The 17,996-nt window shown below is 72.1% G+C and carries 13 protein-coding genes; 9 read left to right on the top strand and 4 right to left on the bottom strand.

Annotation, left to right across the window (positions count from 1 at the left end; translation table 11 throughout):
* The first annotated feature begins 280 nt into the window (after nucleotides 1-280).
* From I5071_RS07985 to I5071_RS07975, 3 genes are all read left to right on the top strand, one after another.
* Nucleotides 281-1,366, top strand: coding sequence for a peptidylprolyl isomerase (locus I5071_RS07985; RefSeq protein ID WP_236604811.1), 1,086 nt, complete (start codon nucleotides 281-283; stop codon nucleotides 1,364-1,366).
* 20 nt (nucleotides 1,367-1,386) lie between these two features.
* On the top strand, nucleotides 1,387-2,373 hold the full coding sequence (locus I5071_RS07980; protein ID WP_236604810.1) for a SurA N-terminal domain-containing protein: 987 nt from the start codon (nucleotides 1,387-1,389) through the stop codon (nucleotides 2,371-2,373).
* Between the two features lie 123 nt (nucleotides 2,374-2,496).
* A complete protein-coding gene (locus I5071_RS07975; RefSeq protein ID WP_236604809.1) occupies nucleotides 2,497-3,150 on the top strand; it encodes a hypothetical protein in 654 nt (217 codons plus the stop codon).
* A gap of 33 nt (nucleotides 3,151-3,183) precedes the next feature.
* Here I5071_RS07975 and I5071_RS07970 read toward each other — a convergent pair whose 3' ends face one another.
* From I5071_RS07970 to I5071_RS46965, 4 genes are all read right to left on the bottom strand, one after another.
* Nucleotides 3,184-3,786, bottom strand: a complete 603-nt coding sequence (locus tag I5071_RS07970) for a DUF2378 family protein (protein WP_236604808.1) — start codon at nucleotides 3,784-3,786, stop codon at nucleotides 3,184-3,186.
* A 136-nt stretch (nucleotides 3,787-3,922) separates the two neighbouring features.
* Nucleotides 3,923-7,300: an efflux RND transporter permease subunit gene (locus tag I5071_RS07965; RefSeq protein WP_236604807.1), complete on the bottom strand. Its 3,378-nt coding sequence runs from the start codon at nucleotides 7,298-7,300 to the stop codon at nucleotides 3,923-3,925.
* A 24-nt stretch (nucleotides 7,301-7,324) separates the two neighbouring features.
* A complete protein-coding gene (locus I5071_RS07960) occupies nucleotides 7,325-8,614 on the bottom strand; it encodes an efflux RND transporter periplasmic adaptor subunit (RefSeq protein WP_236604806.1) in 1,290 nt (429 codons plus the stop codon).
* Nucleotides 8,568-9,233, bottom strand: a complete 666-nt coding sequence (locus I5071_RS46965; RefSeq protein ID WP_419249629.1) for a TetR/AcrR family transcriptional regulator — start codon at nucleotides 9,231-9,233, stop codon at nucleotides 8,568-8,570. Before I5071_RS46965 ends, I5071_RS07960 begins: the two co-directional genes overlap by 47 nt.
* A 93-nt stretch (nucleotides 9,234-9,326) precedes the next feature.
* On the opposite strand from I5071_RS46965, the gene I5071_RS07955 reads away from it, so the two are divergent.
* The 6 genes from I5071_RS07955 (at nucleotide 9,327) to I5071_RS07930 (ending at nucleotide 17,959) form a co-directional block, all read left to right on the top strand.
* Nucleotides 9,327-10,604, top strand: a complete 1,278-nt coding sequence (locus I5071_RS07955) for a TolC family protein (RefSeq protein ID WP_419249628.1) — start codon at nucleotides 9,327-9,329, stop codon at nucleotides 10,602-10,604.
* A 100-nt stretch (nucleotides 10,605-10,704) separates the two neighbouring features.
* Nucleotides 10,705-12,018, top strand: coding sequence for a sigma 54-interacting transcriptional regulator (locus I5071_RS07950; RefSeq protein WP_236604804.1), 1,314 nt, complete (start codon nucleotides 10,705-10,707; stop codon nucleotides 12,016-12,018).
* A 39-nt stretch (nucleotides 12,019-12,057) separates the two neighbouring features.
* A complete protein-coding gene (locus I5071_RS07945) occupies nucleotides 12,058-14,376 on the top strand; it encodes a serine/threonine-protein kinase (RefSeq protein ID WP_236604803.1) in 2,319 nt (772 codons plus the stop codon).
* 48 nt (nucleotides 14,377-14,424) lie between these two features.
* The gene (locus tag I5071_RS07940; protein WP_236604802.1) at nucleotides 14,425-15,207 is read left to right on the top strand and encodes a serine/threonine-protein kinase; all 783 of its coding nucleotides are present in this window, start codon (nucleotides 14,425-14,427) and stop codon (nucleotides 15,205-15,207) included.
* Between the two features lie 10 nt (nucleotides 15,208-15,217).
* Complete coding sequence (locus I5071_RS07935) at nucleotides 15,218-15,841, top strand: tetratricopeptide repeat protein (RefSeq protein WP_236604801.1); 624 nt, start codon at nucleotides 15,218-15,220, stop codon at nucleotides 15,839-15,841.
* Between the two features lie 12 nt (nucleotides 15,842-15,853).
* Nucleotides 15,854-17,959: an RCC1 domain-containing protein gene (locus tag I5071_RS07930; protein WP_236604800.1), complete on the top strand. Its 2,106-nt coding sequence runs from the start codon at nucleotides 15,854-15,856 to the stop codon at nucleotides 17,957-17,959.
* The last annotated feature ends 37 nt before the right edge of the window (nucleotides 17,960-17,996 follow it).

The following is a 17,996-nucleotide window of genomic DNA, read 5'->3' as shown; positions in this document are numbered from 1 at the left end:
CTTCCGACGCCGTCCGAGCGGCGCTCTCACGCGCGTCGGAAGCTGCCGGGGCGCGTCGGAAGCCTCGGGAGCGCGTCGGAAGCTCCCGAGGCGCGTCGGAAGCCCCCTGGAGCGCCACATCCGGCCGGGCGGAGCGCGTCGCACGCCTCCGGAGCGCGCCGGAGGCCCCGGGAGCGCGGCATCCGGCTCGGCGGGGCACGTCGCCGGCTCTCTCTCGCCCGCGCACCGTCGGCTCTGGCTTCGACCGGGCCCCCGTGGTACCCGTCCCCACGCTTCGCCCATGCATCGGCGCCTTCTCATCCTCCTCGCCCTCTCGGCCCTCGGCTCCATCGCGCTCGCCTGCGGCGACGACGGCGACACGCCGGCGACCACCACGCAGACAGGCACCTCCGCGGAGCCCACGCTCCGCCACGGCCTGACCGAGGCCCAAGCCGCGGAGACCCTCGCGAAGATCGGCGACCGCACCATCACGGTCGGCGAGTTCGCCGACGAGATCGCGTCGAAGGGCCCGTTCCTCCGCGCTCGCTACAACAGCCCCGAGCGCCGCCGCGAGCTCATCGACCAGATGGTCCGCTTCGAGCTCCTCGCGCAGGAGGCCGATCGCGAGGGCTTCGACGATCTCCCCGACGTGCAGCGCACGCGGAAGCAGATCCTCATCCGGCGCTTCCTCAAGCAGCAGTACGAGGATCGCATCCAGCTCTCGGACGTCAGCGACGAGGACGTGCGCCGCTACTACGAGGCGCACCGCGGCGAGTTCAACAAGCCGGAGCAGGTGCGCGCGAGCCACATCCTCATCCGGAACCGCGCGACGGCCGAGCGCGTGCTTCGCCAGGTGCTCGAGGACCCGACGAACGTGCGCGCCTTCCGCGAGCTCGCCGAGCGGCACAACGAGGACCCCGAGACGCGCGATCGTTTCGGCGACCTGCGCTTCTTCTCGCGCCCCGAGGAGCGCCAGCCCGAGGATCCCGCGGTGCCCGACGAGGTCGCGCGCGCCGCGTTCTCGATCACCACGATCGGCGGCGTGCACGGCGAGCTCGTGCAGACCGAGCGCGGCTTCCACATCGTGAAGCTCACGGGCCGTCGCGCCGCGCTGAGCCGGAGCCTCGAGGAGGCGACGCGTCCCATCCGCCATCGCCTGTGGCGCGAGCGCCGCGAGCAGGCCGTCGAGGAGCTGGTGACGCGACTGCGCGGCGAGGCCGACGTCGAGGAGAACCTCGACCTGCTCTCGCAGGTGCACATCGACGCGCCCGCGGACGCGACCCCGATGCAGCCGAGCACGCCCGAGCCGAGCACGCCCACGCCGCCGACCGCGCCGCGCCGTCCGCGCCCGCCGACCAAGCAGGCTCCGACCGCGCCGCCGCAGTGAGCACGCCGATGACGACGAACGTGCGCCGCACAGCCCTGCCCATCCGTCTGCTCGGCGCCGTCCTCGCGTCGTCGCTGCTCTCGCTCTCGGTCGCCGCGACCACACACGCCGAGGTGATCGAGCGTGTCGTCGCGGTGGTGAACGACGAGGCGATCTTCCTGTCCGATCTGCGACAGAAGGCCGCGCCCTTCCTGCGCCGCGCGATGCAGGCGCCGACCGAAGCGCAGCGCATGCAGGCGGTGCAGCAGATCTACACGCAGCTCCTCGATCGCATGATCGACGAGCGCCTGATCCTGCAGGCCGCGGACGAAGAGGACGTCACGGTCTCGACCTCCGAGGTGTCCACCGCGATCGACAACGTGCGGACCCAGAGCGGCCTCGAGGAGCGCGAGTTCTGGGAGGCGGTGCGCGCGCAGGGCTTCAGCCCGCAGCAATACCGTCGCGACGTCCGCCAGCAGCTGCTGCGCCTCAAGGTGCTCAACCAGCGCGTGCGCGGCCGGGTGAACATCACCGAAGAGGACGTGCGTCGCCGCTACGACGAGATGGCGGTGCGCGCGCGGCGCGAGGCGACGTTCGAGGCCGAGTACATCCGCCTGCCGCTGCCCGCCGATGCGAGCGCGACCGACATCCACCAGGCGATGCGCGACGCCGACGACATCCGCGCGGGCATCGAGACCGAAGAGGACTTCGCGTCGGCGATGGACGAGCACGGCGGCGGCGAGACCGGACGGATCTCGGAGCGCGATCTCGCGCCCGAGCTCTCCGAGGTGCTGCTGACGCTCGAGGAGGGCGAGGTCTCGTCGCCGGTGCGCAGCGAGGCGTCGAACGCGGTGTTCATCCTGCACCTCGTGAACCGCGATCTCGCGAGCGACGCGCTGCCCGCGTACGACGACGTCCGCATGGACATCTATCGCGAGATGATGCAGGAGGCGATGACGCGGCAGGAGGAGCTCTTCCTCGAGGAGCTGCGACGCCGCGCGATCATCGAGCGCCGGCTGGATCAGTAGGCGCCCTCTCGACGGGCGAGGCGTGGCGCGGTACGGCTCTTCGAGCACCGCATGCCTCTCCCCGAGTTCAGCGCCTATTCCCCGAGCACCCTCCGCGCGCGGAGCCCGGTGGCCGCGGATCAGATGACGCTCGAGCTCGACGCGCCGGAGGGCGCGCTCGAGCGCTTCGAGCACGCGGGGCAGTTCTGCCGCGTGCGCGTCGCGACCGAGGGAGGCCCGCCGCACGAGGGCATCTTCGCGATGCTCTCCGCGCCGCACGAGCGCGCGCTGCGCTTCCTGATCCGCACGCCGAACCCCGAGGGCGGCGAGGCCGCGGACCGTCTCGCCGCGATGCCGGTCGGCAGCCCGCTCGAGATCACGATGCCGGCGGGCGAAGGCTTCGCGCTGAAGCGCGCGATGGGTCGCGACCTCTACTTCGTCGCGACCGGCACCGCGATCGCGCCAGTGCGCTCGGCGCTCGAGAGCGTTCTGCGCGAGCGCGATCGATGGGGCGCCATCTCGCTCGATCACGGCCTGCGCAGCGCGGCGCACCTCGCGGTCCCCGAGGACGTCGAGCGCTGGCGCGACCACGGCGTGGACGTGCGTCTCCACTACTCGTTCCCACGGTCCGACGGGACGCTGAGCGGTGTGCGCGCCCAGGACGTGGTGCTCGAGCGCGTGCGGGACTTCGGGCGCGCCGCGTTCATCGCGGTCGGCCAGAGCGCGATGGTGAAGGAGCTGCGCGCGATGGTCGCCGAGCGCGGCGGCGATCCCACGCTCGTGCTGCACAACTACTAGCTGGCGCGGTGCTCGCTGCTCGTCGTGCAGCGCTCACCACTCGCAGAGGAAGTCCGCGGCATCGGCGCCGCGCATCCGCACCTTCACGGTCCCGCGCACGCCCGCGTAGCTCATCGAGCCCTCGAACACGCCGACGTGGTGCGAGTCGAGGAGGAACGGCACGCGCTCGAGGCGCACGATCGCGCCGTGGGTCGACGACTCGATCGTCTCCGCGCGCGCCGGTTTGATGTTCGTGTTGTACGTCTTCACGATCGCGTCGAGCGACTGCAGCACGCCCTCGGTCGAGCCGAGCACGATCTTCCCGAGCGTCGTCTGCACCAGCGCCCTCGGCGCGCCACGGCCCAGCTTCCGAAGGGCCTCGCGCATCGACAGCTCCGGGAAGAGCGCCTGCGTGCCCTCGACGAGCACCGTCACGTGCTCGCGCAGCGGATAGAACTGGAACGCGACGTAGCGCTGCCGCGCCGAGGGCAGCGAGCGCCCGAGCCGTCGCGCCTCGCGCACCAGCGGCTCGAGGTACATCCCCGCGATCGTCGCGCTCTCCGGGATCGCGCGGATCACCGACTGCACGTCGAGCGGGGTGTTCCAAGGAGGATCGACGAATCCGCTCGGGTCCGAAGGGAACGCGGTGCGCGCCACGCCCGCGAGTGTGCGCCCGACGCGCTGCGCCCGTCGAGAGCACCACGCGCGCGGCCCCATCGTCCGGGACCGCGCGCGTGGACCTCGAAGATCTCGAACGTCGGCTCGCCCTACCGTCCGGGCGCTACGCGCACACTCACTCCTCTTCGGCCGACGCCTCGAGATCGCGCGGGCGCTCCTCGGCGTGCACCGGGTGCCCGACGTGCGCGGGAGCGTGCGTCTCCTTCTTCGAGACCAGGCGATCCACCAGCTGGAACGGCGCCAGCATCACGCGCCCGCCGAACTTCACGACGCGCGAGTGCGAGAGGTCGTCGAGCCACGAGAAGATGACCGGCGTCGCGATCAGCGTGAGCAGCAGCGAGAGCGTCTGACCGCCCGCGATGACCGAGCCCATCGCGCGGTTCGTGCCCGAGCCCGCGCCGCTCGACACGAGCAGCGGCACCATGCCCGCGACGAACGCGATGGTCGTCATGAGGATGGGGCGCAGTCGATCGCGGTTGCCGAGCATGACGGCGTCGGCGCGCGACAGACCCTTCCTCCGCAGCCCGCGGATGTGATCGATCTGGAGGATCGAGTTCTTCTTCACGACGCCGAAGAGCACGAGCACGCCGAGCATCGAGTAGATGTTCAGCGACTGCCCGAGCGCGAGCACCGAGAAGATCGCGAACGGCAGCGTGAGCGGCAGCGACGCGAGGATCGTCACCGGGTGGATCCAGCTCTCGAACTGCGCCGCGAGCACCAGGTACATGAAGGTGAACGAGAGGAAGACGGCGATCAGGAAGCTCTGGAGCGCGCGTCCCATCTCTCGCGAACGCCCCGAGAGCGCCGAGCCGTAGCCCGGCTCCATGTCGAGGCCCGCGCGGATCTGCTCGAGGCCCTGCACGATCGCCTGCTCCGACGCACCGGGGCGCGTGGAGATGAAGATCGTCGCCTGGCGCTGGCGGCCGAGGTGCTGGATCGACGCCGGACCGGTGGTCGGCACGATCTCGGCGACGTCGCTGAGGCGCACGGCCTGGCCGGTCGCGCTCGGCACCGTGATCTGCGCGATGTCCTCGGGGCGGCTGCGGAAGTCGGCGTCCGCGCGCACGCGGACCTCGTACTGCTCGCCGGCCTCGGTGTAGTCGGTGACCTCGACGCCGCCGACCATGAGCTGCATCGCGCTCGCGATGTCGACGACGCTCACGCCGAGATCGGCGGCGCGGCGGCGATCGACCTGGATCTCGTACGCGGGACGACCGGTGACGAGCGACGTGCTCGCCTCGGCGACGCCGGGGAGCTGGCGCGCCTCGGTGAGCATCCGCTGCACGTACTGATCGAGCTGGTTCAGATCCGGGCCCGAGATGACGTACTGGATGGGCGCGGCCTGCTGGCCCGAGCCACCGAACGCGGCGACCGGGTTCACGAGCACGTCGACGCCCTGGGGCGTGACGTTCGGCAGCACGTCGGAGCGCACGGCCTCGATCGTCGCGTCCTGCGAGCGCTCGCGGCGATCCGCGGGCACGAGCCGGACGTAGAGCGACGACTGGTTCGCGCCGCGACCGCTGGGATCACCGGCGGGCGCACCGACGGTGAGCACGGTCTGATCGACCTCGGGGAGCTCGCGCACCGCGCGCGCGATGCGCTCGCTGACGAGCTGGGTCTGCGCGAGCGACGTGCCCTCGGGCGTGCGCACCGTGATCTCGAAGCGCGACTCGTCCTCGTTGGGCAGGAAGTTCTTCGGCACCGCCGCGGTCATCGGCCCGAGCGAGACGAGCGAGATCACGAGCACGATGCCGACGGCCCAGCGGTGCCGCATCGAGAGCGCGAGGAGCCACATGTACGCGCGCTCCATGCGCTGGTAGAGCCAGCCACCGCCCTCGTGCGCACCGCCCGCGAGCTCCGAGAGATCCTCGACGCGGCGGGTGCCCTTCTGCCACGCGAGGTACGTCTCGCGCTCCTGGCGACGATCGCCGGGCGCGGGATCGGGGATCTCGAGATCGTCCTCCTCCGGCGCCTCGGGCTCGAGCGAGGGACGCGAGGGGCGTCCCGCGCGCACGGGGCCCTTCAGCCAGCGCGACGAGAGCATCGGCGTCAGCGTGAAGGAGACGAAGAGCGACACGATGATCGCGAACGACATCGTGTAGCCGAAGCTCGACATGAAGCGGCCGATGATGCCGCCCATGAACGCGATCGGGAGGAAGACCGCGACGAGCGAGAGCGAGGTCGCGAGGACGGCGAGGCCGATCTCCTTGGTCGCGACGACGGCCGCGCGCCTCGGGTCGTAGCCCTTCTCCTCGATGTACCGGACGATGTTCTCGAGGACGACGATCGCGTCGTCGATGACGATGCCGACCGAGAGCGTCAGGCCGAGCAGCGTGATGACGTTCAGCGTGAGACCGAGCGCCGCGATCAGCGCGAACGTCGCGATGATCGAGGTCGGGATCGCGAGCGCGGTGATCACGGTCGAGCGACCGTTGCGCAGGAAGAGGAGCACCACGAGCGCGGCGAGGAAACCGCCGACGATGAGGTGCTCCTGCACCGCGTGGATCGAGTTGCGGATGAACTCGCTCTCGTCGCGGACGATCTCGAGCTGGTAGCTCGGCGGGATGTCGCGCTGGATCTCCGCGATGCGCCCGCGGAGCGCGTCGATCACCGCGACGGTGTTCGCGCCCGACTGCTTGCGGATCGAGAGCACGACGACGCTCTCGCCGTCGATGGTCGCGCTCGACTCGGGCTGCTCGCCGGCGTCGAGCACCTGCGCGACGTCGCCGACGCGGATGACGCGCCCTTCGCGCTCGCGGATCGGCACCAGCGCGAAGTCCTGCGGGTTCTCGATGCGGCCCGCGACGCGCAGCTGGAACGTGCGCGCGCCCTGCTCGACGTTGCCGCCGGGGATCTCGACGTTCTCGCGCGCCAGCGCGACCTGCACGTCGCGCGCGGTCAGCCCGAACGACGCGAGGCGCGTGGGATCGGTGACGATCTGGATCTCGCGCTCGCGGGCGCCGCTGATCGCGATGCCACCGACGCCGTTCATCGACTCGATGCGGCGCCGCAGGACGCGATCGGCGAAGTCGGTCGCCTCGCGCGCGCTGCGGTTCGTGCGGACCGCGACGTACATGATGGGCGCGGCGTCGGGATCGACGCGCTCGACGCGCGGCTGCTCGACGCCCTCGGGCAGCTCCGAGATCACGCGACCGACGCGATCGCGCACCTCTTCCGAGGCCTCGCCGACGTCCTTCTCGAGGTCGAAGCGCGCGACGACGACGCTGAAGCCCTCGTACGAGCTCGACGTGAGCTCGTCGAGGCCGCTGATCGAGTTCAGCTGCTCCTCGATCTGCTCGGTGACCTCGGTCTCGATCTGCTCGGGCGAAGCGCCCGGCAGGACCGTCGTCACGATGATCGCGGGGAAGTCGATCTTCGGGAAACGGTCGACGCCGAGACCGAAGAAGCTCGCGCCGCCGACGACGACGAGCGAGAGCACGAGCACCCACGTGAACACGGGGCGCCGTACGCAGATCTGGGCCAGCCACTGCATCGCTGAGCTTCTCCTTCTCGAACGTCAGGGCTGGGGCGTGGGCGCGCTCGGCGCCGCCGCGGTCGCCGCGCCGGCGGGCGCGACGCGCACTCCGTCACCGAGCTGATCGAGCGCGTCGGTCGCGACCTCTTCGCCCGGGCGCAGGCCCTCGGCGATGACGATCTCCTCCGAGCTGCGCTCCGCGATCGACACGACGCGCTCCTCGATCGCTCCGTCGACGACGACGAACACACGATCGACGCCCGCCTCGGTCATCACCGCGGACGCCGGCACCACGGCGACGTCCTGCTGCGATCCGGTCTCGATGCGCGCGGTCGCGAAGAGGCCCGGGCGCAGGAGGCGCTCGGGGTTCGGCACGATCGCCTCGACCGTCAGGCCGCGCGTCTCGCGCTGCACCGCGGCGCTCACGTAGCGCACGGTGCCCTCGAACGTACGGTCCGGCACCGCGTCGACCGCGATGCGCACGGTCTGTCCGGGACGCACCGCCATGAGGTGCTGCTGCGGCACCTGCACCTCGATGCGCAGCGGATCGGTGCGCACGAGGCTGACGATCGGCGACTGCGGCGTGACGTACTCGCCGACCGAGACGTTGCGGCTCGCGATCTCACCCGCGAACGGCGCGCGCACCGTCGCCTCCGACGCCGACGTGGCCGCCTGCGCGAGGGTCGTGCGTGCCGACGAGAGCGACGAGATCGACGCGCGCGCGTTGTTGAGCGTCGTCTGGTACTGCTCGCGGGCCTGCGCGGCGCGGGTGCGCGTCTCGTCGAGCGCCTGCTGCGCGAGCACGCCGCGCTGCGCGAGCTCCTCGGCGCGCTGCAGGTTCGCCTGCGCGAGCTCGAGCGCCGACTGCGCGGCGCGCACGTCGGGCATGTCCTCGGCGCGCGGCACCGGCGCGTTCTGGTCCATGCCGAGACGCGCGCGGGCCTGCTCGACCTGCGCGCGCGCGGACTGGGCCTGGAGGCGGTAGTCGACGTCGCGCAGTCGCACGATCGGCTGACCTTCCTCCACCACCGCGCCTCGCTCGACGAGGACCTCCACGACGCGACCCGCGACGACCGACGTCAGCTGCGACTCCTCGTCCGCGACGAGGGTGCCGTCGAGCGTCAGCGTGACGGCCTGCTGTCGGCCCTGCGCCGTCGCCGTGCGCACCGCGACCGCGGGCGTCTCGGCCGCCGGCCGCTGCGAGGCCTGCGCGTGGTCTCCGCCGCCGCTGCCGCACGCCGCGAGGCTCGACGCGAGGAGGAGGGTGATGGCGAGTCTTCTGTACCTATCTGCGACGTGCATTCGGTCCTCGTGCCGCGCGGGGGGTTGCACGGCGCGTGTCTTGTGGGGCTGACGACGGACGGAGCAAACGAAGAATCGTGTCCGTCCGGGGGATGGGGAACGGGAGGTGCGGCATGTCGGGCGCGCGCATCGACAGACCACGCATGAGGCAGACGAGCGCGGACGCCAGCTCGACGGGCTCCGCATCCGGCTCGATGTCACCGTCCCGCTGCGCTTCTTCGATGCGCTCCGCGATGCGACGATGAAGACGACCGAAGTGCTCGTGGATGCGACCACGCAGGTGATCGGGGATGACTCCCTGCATCATCGCCTGCGCCACGACACGACCCGGCTCGAGGCCGCCCGCACAGACACGGTCGCGCGAGCGCTCGATGCCCGCGACGAGGCGCTCGAACGCGGTGAGCTCGACGTCCGAGGCGAGGTCGGCGTCGATCTTCGCGATCATCTGATCGACGATCGCCCCGAAGATCGCGTCCTTGCTGTCGAAGTAGTGATAGACGAGGCCGTGCGAGAGGTTCGCGGCCGCCGCGATGTCGGAGATCTTCGACTGCGACAGGCCCTTCGCCGCGAAGACCCGGGCCGCCGCGGCGAGGATCTCCTCGCGGCGTGCATCTCGAATCTCCTGGTTGTCTTTCGGCGAGCGCGGCATCAGAAACTCGACGCGTTGATTGACTGGTCGGTCAGTCATTGGATCCGGGTGCTCTCGACGTCAAGCGAACCGGACCCCACGGAGGCCCTCGACATGGATCGTGTTGTTCCCGTCCTCTCGCTCGTCGCGCTGATGACGACGCTCGCCTCGCCAAGCGGGGCCCACGCACAGCAGCCGCTGCGCGAGTTCCTCGCCGCCCGTGAGACGGGCTCGCTCGACGTCCGCGAGGCGCGCGCCGCGCTGCGCCAGGCGCAGTCGCAGGTCGACGAGGCCCGCGCGCGGCTCCTGCCGAGCTTCACCGCGCAGGGTGGCTACCAGCGGAACGAGTTCGAGGCGGCGTTCGACAACCCGCTGACCGGCGGCGAGGTCGTCATCCAGCCGTTCGACTCGCTCACGGCGCAGTTCACCGCGACGGTGCCGCTGATCGACGTCGGCGGGTGGTCGGTCTACTTCCAGACCGAAGCGTTCGCGGACTCGGCGTCGGCGCGGCTCGAGCTCGCCGATCAGAACGTCGCCGTCGCGATCGTGCAGGTGTGGCACCAGCTCGTGGGCTCGCGCGCCGTCGTCGAAGCGTCGGAGCGCAACCTCGAGGCGCTCGTGAGCAGCCGCGACGCGGCGGCCGCGCGCGTCGAGGTCGGTGTCGCCGCGCAGCTCGAGCTCTCGCGCGCCGAGGCCGAGGTGACGCGCGCGCAGCAGGTGCTCGCGGAGTCGCGCCTCGCGGTGGTGCTCGCTGCGCGCAACCTCCAGAACCTCACGGGCATCACGCCGATCGACGAGCGCCCGTCGCTCGAGGACATCCCGCCCGGGCTCGAGCCCTTCGATCGCTACATGGCGAACGCGCCCGATCTGCCCGCGGTGCGCGCGGCGCGCGCGGCATCGCGCGCGGCGGACATCGCGGCCGACACCGCGTGGACCTCGCTGCTGCCGATCGTCAGCGGCTACGCGCGCGAGAGCGGCTCGAACGCGGGCGGCTTCCAGGGCGCGAACTGGTCGTACGCGCTCGGCGTGCAGGCGGTGTGGACGCTCGACTTCCTGCGGCCTGCGCAGATCACGACGCGCGCCGCCCAGGCCGAGGTCTCCGAGGTGCAGCTCGAGCGCGCGGTGCAGCAGACCGAGACCGCGATCTTCGACGCGTACGAGCGCGTGGGCACGGCCCGCGCGCGCACCGAGGCAGCGATCGCGGGCGCGGCTGCGGCACAGCGTGCGGCCGAGGACGCGCGCGTCCGCTTCGACGCGGGCGCGGCGACGCAGCTCGATCTGATCCAGGCGCAGCGCGACTACTTCCAGGCCGAGGTGCTGCGCATCCAGGCGCTCGCGGATCTGCACGTCGCGCACGCGACGCTTCGCATCCGCGCCGGAATGGAGCTGTGATCGGGAGGGAGGGGTCCGAGAAGACCCCTCCCCGCGCGCCCTGGAAACGACGCGGGCGCCTGCGATATCATCCGCCGCGCTTGCAGAGCCACGTCGAAGCATGACGAGCGCCTCACGAGCGACGCCCGGTGAGACCGCGATCCTGCCGGTCCGCACGACGCGCCCGGCTCGCGCATCGACGCGGTGGATGACGACGTTCTACGGGCCGAGCGCGCCCAGCTCGATCGCGCTGCGCGGCGATCAACGAATCGGGCGCGACACCGGCGCGGACATCGTGATCGACGACGACGCGATCTCACGCGAGCACGCGTTGATCCACGCCGGTGGCGAGGCGATCGAGGACCTCGGGAGCAGCAACGGCACCTGGGTCGACGGCGCCCGCGCGACGGGTCGCGTGCCGCTCCGCGACGGGGCCATCGTGCGGGCGGGACGGACGCTGCTCCGGGTCGGCGTGCGCACCGAGCCATGGGCGCCCGCCGACGCCGGACCGCTCGTGGGTGGCAGTGCGCTCGCGCGCGTGCGCAGGCAGATCGGCCTCGTCGCGCCCACGCCGCTCAGCGTGTTGATCCTCGGCGAGACCGGGACCGGCAAGGACATCGCTGCGCGCCTCCTCCACGAGGGCAGCGGGCGGGCCGGCGCGTTCGTGGCCGTGAACTGTGCGGCGCTCCCCGAGCAGCTCGCCGACACCGAGCTCTTCGGTCATGCGCGCGCGGCGTTCACCGGCGCCGCGCAGGCGCGGAGCGGTCTCTTCGCCGCCGCCGACGGCGGCACGCTCTTCCTCGACGAGGTCGGCGAGCTGCCGCCCGCGACCCAAGCGAAGCTGCTCCGCGTGCTCGAGGACGGGCTCGTGCGTCCGGTCGGGTCGGCGCGCGCGCAGCGCGTCGACGTTCGCGTCGTGAGCGCGACGAACCGAGACCTCGCGGCGCGCGTCCGGAGCGGGGAGTTCCGCGCCGATCTCCTGGCCCGCCTCGCCAGCGTCGAGCTGCGGTTGCCAGCGCTCCGCGAGCGTCCGGAAGATCTGCCGGCGCTCGCGGCGCACCTCCTCGCGCGCGCCGGCCAGCCTCGCTCGATCGACGTCGAGGCGATGGAGCTCCTCGCGCTCCACGCGTGGCCGCTGAACGTCCGTGAGCTCGACAACGTGCTGCGGAGCGCCGCGCTCGCCGAGGAAGGCCCACTGTCTCCGAGCTCGATCGCGCCGCGTCTCGTGGGACCGCGAGACATGTCTCCCGAGACGCCCCGAGAAGACACTCCGCGCCGCGATGGAGACACCGAGCAGGCGGATCTCGAGCGCGCGCTCCGCAAGCACCGCGGCAACGTGCGTCGCGCGAGCCGCGAGATCGGCCTCTCGCGCGCGCACTTCTATCGGTTGCTGAAGCGCTGGAGCCTCGACCCGGCGAGCTTTCGAGGACCGTAGCGCCGCGAGGCACGAGACCTGCTGTGGAGCCGCAAGCCCATGTCGTCGCCCAAACCAACGCAGCTCGGCACCGGGAGCGGCTCGACGCCCGCGACGTCGCAGGTCGTCGTGAAGCACGCGCAATGTCCGCGCTGCGCGGCGCCGTTCCACGATCGACCGTTCTGCCCGAACGACGGCGAGGTGGCAGGCGCGTTCGTGCTCGGGGAGCGCTACCGCGTCGAAGAGCGGCTGGGCGCAGGCGGGATGGCGTTCGTCTTCGGCGGACGGCACCTCGTGCTCGGCAAGCGCGTCGCGCTCAAGGTCCTGCGGCCCGAGCTCGGAGGGCCGGAGCACGCGCAGCGCTTCCTGCGCGAGGCGCGCCTCGCCAGCCAGCTCCATCACGAGAACATCGTCGCGGTGACCGACTTCGGTCATGACGGCGCGCTCGACCTGCACTTCCTCGCGATGGATCGCATCGCCGGCGTGAGCCTCGCGGACACGCTGAAGAGCGAGGGAGCGCTCCCCTGGTCGCGCGCGGTGCCGATCCTCGTGCAGGTCGCGCGCGCGTTGATGGCGGCGCACGACCACGGCGTCGTCCACCGCGACCTGACGCCGCGGAACCTGATGCTCTCCCACTCGTCGGGACGGCGCGACGTCGTGAAGCTCTGCGACTTCGGGCTGAGCCGCACGATCGTCGGCGACGATCGCCTGACGTCGACCGGGCAGATGATCGGCACGCCCGCGTACATGTCGCCCGAGCAGCTCCGCGGCGAGGTCTCGCAGGACGGCGCGATCGACGTGTACGCGCTCGGGACCATCGCGTACGAGATGCTCTCGGGCAGCCTTCCGTTCGCATCGCCGACGCCGGTCGCGATGATCGCCGCGAAGCTGCGCGATCGCGCGACGCCGCTCGGGACGCGGAGCAGGGTCCCGCGTGAGCTCGACGCGCTCGTCCTGCGCTGCCTGGATCACGATCCGCACGCGCGTCCGAGCGCGAGCGAGATCGAGGCCGCGCTCTCGAGCCTCTCGCTCCACACCGCCGCCGACGCCGAGCCCACGGACCTCATCGGGACGACCGTGGGGAGCTATCGGATCACGGCGCTGCTGGGCACGGGCGGCATGGGATCGGTCTATCGCGCGGTGCACCCGCAGATCGGCACCGAGGTCGCGATCAAAGTGCTCCTGCCGGAGGTCGCCGCGTCGTCCGACGTGATCGACCGGTTCGTCCTCGAGGCGCGCGCGTCGAGCGCGATCGGCAGCCCGCACATCCCGCGCTACTTCGACTTCGGCACGCTGCGCGACGGGCGCGCCTACGCGGTGATGGAGCTGCTCGAGGGCGAGACGCTCGCGGAGCGCCTGCAGCGCAGCGGCCCGATGCCCCTGACCGAAGTGGTGCGCGTCCTCGATCAAGCGGCCGACGCGCTCGGCCGTGCGCACGCCGCGCGCGTGATCCATCGCGACGTGAAGCCGGACAACCTCTTCCTCGCGCGGGGCGACGGCGGGGCCCAGACGCTCAAGGTGCTCGACTTCGGGATCGCGAAGTCGCTCACCCACTCGGGCGCGAGCGCCAACACGAAGGCGACGCAGGCCGGAACGTTCATCGGCACGCCGGCGTACTGCGCTCCCGAGCAGATGTACGGCGGCGCCGTCGGGCCCGCGACCGATGTCTACGCGCTCGGCGCGACGGCGTTCGAGATGCTGACCGGAGCTCCCCCGTTCGACGCGGCCAACATCTCGCAGCTCTTCGTGCACAAGGCGAGCGGCGCGGTTCCGTCGGCGCGGGCTCGCAACCCCGCGCTGCCGGCGGCCGTCGATCGAACGCTCTCTCGCGCGTTGGCGCTGCACGCCGCCGATCGCTTCGCGACGATGGAGGAGCTCCGCGCGTCGCTGCGCACGTGGGTCGAGACGAGCCCGAGCGCGCACGGGGAGGCGCCGGCCGCGCGCGTGGTGCGGCGGCGCTCGACTGGCCTCTGGGCGGTGGGGCTCGGAGTGCTCCTCGCGTGCGGCGCGGCGGTCGCGATCGCGTTCGCCATCGCGATCGCGTCGCGCGGAAGCGATGCGCCCGCCGACGCTCCTGCCGCCGGCACAGCGCGCCCCGCGGAGCAGGTCGCCACGCCGGCCGAGCCTGCCGTGCTCCCGCCGCCCGAACCGCCCGCGGCCGAGCCGCCGACCGCGATCGCGCCGGCTCGAGAGGAGGCTGCGCGCGAGGACGTTCCGGCAGCCCGGTCGGAGGAGAGCGAGCGCGCGCCCGCGCGGCACGTCGAGACGCCGAGGCCTCGCCGCGCGCAGCCGCGCGTCGAGCAGCCGGAGCCCGACGTGGGCACGCGCCGGCCGACCACGACCGAGCGGACGATCATCGCCGACCCCTTCGCGGAGTGAGCCATGGTTCACCACGAGCCAGCCCCGGAGCTCCCGCGTGTTCCGGGAGTGCGTATCGAGCGCCTCGTCTCGCGGAGCGCGGCCGCGTCCGTCTATCGCGGCGAGCGCGCCGGCGACGCCGTCGCCGTGAAGGTCTACGCGCCGCACCTCGCGGAGAAGGCCCGCTCCGTCGAGCGAGCGGGCCGCGAGCGCGAGGCACAGCGCGCGATCGATCATCCGTTCGTCGCGCGCCTGCTGGACGCCGGTCACACCGACGACGGCGCGCCGTACCTCGTGAGCGAGTGGATCCAGGGGCACACCCTCGAGCAGCGCCTCGGCGCGGGCGCGATGACCTGGGCCGAGCTCCGTCCGATCGCGGCCGCCATCGCTCGTGCGCTCGGCGCGATCCACCGCGCGTCGATCGTGCACCGCGACGTCAAACCGTCGAACATCGTGCTCCCGGAAGCCGGCGAGCCCGCCGCGATGCTGCTCGACTTCGGCCACGCGCTCCTCCTCGACGAGGTGCGCCTGACGGAGAGCGGATTCTCGCTCGGGACCGCCGCCTACATGGCTCCCGAGCACGCGGAAGGCGCGGCCATCGACGGGCGCGCCGACCTCTACTCGCTGGGCGTCGTCCTCTATCGCGCGCTCGCGGGCGTCCTTCCGTTCGACGACGTGTCACCCGCGCTCGTGATCGATCGACATCGCTACGACCCCGTCGTCCCGCCCCGCGTCCGCGCGCCCGAGCGCGCCGTGGACCCGATGGCGAACGACCTCGTGATGTGGCTGCTCGAGAAGGACCCGGCGCAGCGGGTCCCGAACGCCACCGTGCTCCTCCACACCATCCGCTGAGTGACCGACCATGAGAGCTTTCCGAACCTCGTCGACGGCGAGCTTCGTCCTCGCCGTCCTCCTCTCCGCAGGCACCGCCGCCGCGCAGGAGGGCGACGCCACCGCACGCGCGCGAGCGCGCTTCGATGCAGGCCAAGCGCTGGTGGCAGAGCGCCGGTTCGACGACGCGTACGCGGAGTTCGAGGCGGGCTACGCGCTGAGCCAGCGCCCTCTCTTCCTCTTCAACATGGCCGAGTGCGCGCGCGAGGCGGGACGGACGAGCCGCGCGCGCGTCGACTACGCGCGTTATCTCGACGCGGATCCCACCGGCACCCACGCGGAGATCGCGCGCGAGCGCCTGGCGATCCTCGGCCCCGAGCCCGCGCCGCAGGAGGAGCCGGCGACCGAGATCGCATCGCCCCCGGTGGTCCCGACGCCCGAGGAGGCGGCCGCCACCGTGGTCGAGAGCACCGAGCCGATCGCACCACCGGGCACCGACACGAGGGGCCCCGAGCTGTGGGAAGACTGGCCGTTCTGGACGGTGATCGGAGGCGTCGTGGTCGCGATCGCGGCGGCGACGACCGTGGCCGTGCTCGCGACGAACGACGGCGGGATCGAGTGCAGCACGGGCTGCGCGCTCGTCGACTGGCGCTGAGGAGGACCGACGATGCAACACGCACGCACCCTCGCCTGGCTGGTCCTGCTCAGCGCCTGCGCTCCGGCCGAGACCCTGGTTCGGATCGAAGTGCTCTACGACGACGCGTGGGCGCTCGACGAGCTCACCGTCGCGTCGGACGACATGGACGCGCGCGTCCGAGCGGTCCACGAGATCGTGATCCGGCTGGGCGACGACGCCGCGGACGTCCCGCTCGACGTCGTCGTCACCGGGCTGCGCCAGTCGATGCCGTTCGCGGAAGGTCGCGTCACCGTCGTCGCGAGGCTCGGCGAGGAGGTCACGGCGAGCGTCACGCTCGCGCGGCTCGCCTGCGACGTGTGCACCGAGGACGAGCGGCAGTGCACCGACGATGCCGTCGTCGTCTGCGAGCGCAACGCCGATGCGTGCCTCGTCTGGAGCGAGCCCGAGCCCTGCGGCGACGCAGCTCCCTTCTGCTCGAGCGGCGTCTGCGGATCGGAGTGCGCGGACGAGTGCTCGGCGGACGAGCGCACGTGCGCGGGCCCCTCGAGCGCGCGAGGGTGCGGCCAAGCGGACTCCGACTCGTGCCTCGACTGGCTCCCGGCGGAGCCCTGCGCGGACGGCACCACGTGCACGGGCGGCGAGTGCACCGAGACGTGCACCGACGAGTGCACCGTGAGCGACCGGATGTGCGGGAGCCCCACCAGCACGCGCGCGTGTGGCCAGGCCGACGCGGACTCGTGCCTCGACTGGCTCGCGGCGCAGTCTTGCGAAGACGGCGAGACGTGCACCGACGGTGAGTGCAGCCCCGGCTGCGTCAGCGAGTGCACGCTCGGCGCGGGCTCGTGCTCGGCGTCGGGCGAGATGCGCTGCGAGGAGGCCCTTCCCGGCTGCTTCCGCTGGGGCCCGGCCGACCCCTGCGACTCCCCGCCCACGCCGACCGCGTGCTACGTCGCGACCGGCACCTGCTCCGGCACTGCGTGCGCGTACGCCTTCGACGACGGCGCCTCGTGCGACGACGGCAGCTCGACGACGGTCGACGACGTGTGCTCGCGCGGCGTCTGCGCCGGCACGCCGAGCGGGCGCTGGGTCGGGATCGTCGCCGGCTACCATCACAGCTGCGCGATCCGAACGCCCGGCGAGGTCTATTGCTGGGGCTACAACGTCCACGGGCAGATCGGCAACGGCAGCACCACGACGCCGCAGACCACGCCGGCGCGGGTCACGGGCCTCACCGACGCCGTCGAGCTGGCCTCGGGATACGGTCACACCTGCGCGCGACGCCGCACGGGATCGATCGCGTGCTGGGGGAACAACCTCGATGGTCAGCTCGGCAACGCGAGCTCGGCGATGCAGTCCGCGACCCGCGTGGACGTGATGACGATCACCAACGCGATCGAGATCACGGCGGGGCAGCACCACACCTGCGCGCGCACCACGACGGGCGCGGTCTACTGCTGGGGCGACAACACGGAGGGGCAGCTCGGCGATGGCACGACCACCGAGCGACGCGCACCGGTGCTCGCGATGGTGAGCGGCGCGCTCGAGATCGCCGCCGGCGGGTATCACACCTGCGCGCGCCGCAGCGGCGGAACGGTCGTGTGCTGGGGCAGGAACGACCGTGGTCAGCTCGGCGACGGCTCGATGGCGACGAGCTGGACGCCGGTGTCGGTGCTCGGGCTCTCGGGCGCCGTCGAGATCGGGGCCGGCTTGCGGCACAGCTGCGCGCGCCTCTCGGACGGGACCGTCGAGTGCTGGGGTGACAACGGCGACGCGCAGCTCGGCGTCACCGGCGCGATGAGCCTCGTCCCGGTGCCGGTGCGCAACCTGAGCGGGGCGCTCGAGATCGCGCCGGGCGCGGATCACACCTGCGCGCGCCTCGCGTCGTCGGTCCGGTGTTGGGGTGACAACGAGGACGGAGAGCTCGGCAACGCGACGAACACCGACTCGAGCACGCCGACGACGGTGAGCGGGCTCTCGGACGCGACCGCGCTCGCGACGACCAACCACCACGTCTGCGCGCTGCGCGCCGCCGGCACGATCGTGTGCTGGGGCGACAATCGCAACGGCCAGATCGGCGACGGTACGACGACGAATCGCAACGTCCCGACGCTCGTGATGCTGCCGCCGCCGCCCTAGGGAGCGTCTGGTATCCTCCTCGACTGAATCGCCATTC

The organism is Sandaracinus amylolyticus (genome assembly GCF_021631985.1).
In the GTDB taxonomy this organism is placed as follows: Bacteria; Myxococcota_A; Polyangia; order Polyangiales; family Sandaracinaceae; genus Sandaracinus; species Sandaracinus amylolyticus_A.
Note: the sequence above shows the minus strand (reverse complement) of the source record. Positions and strands in the feature narration are given on the sequence as shown.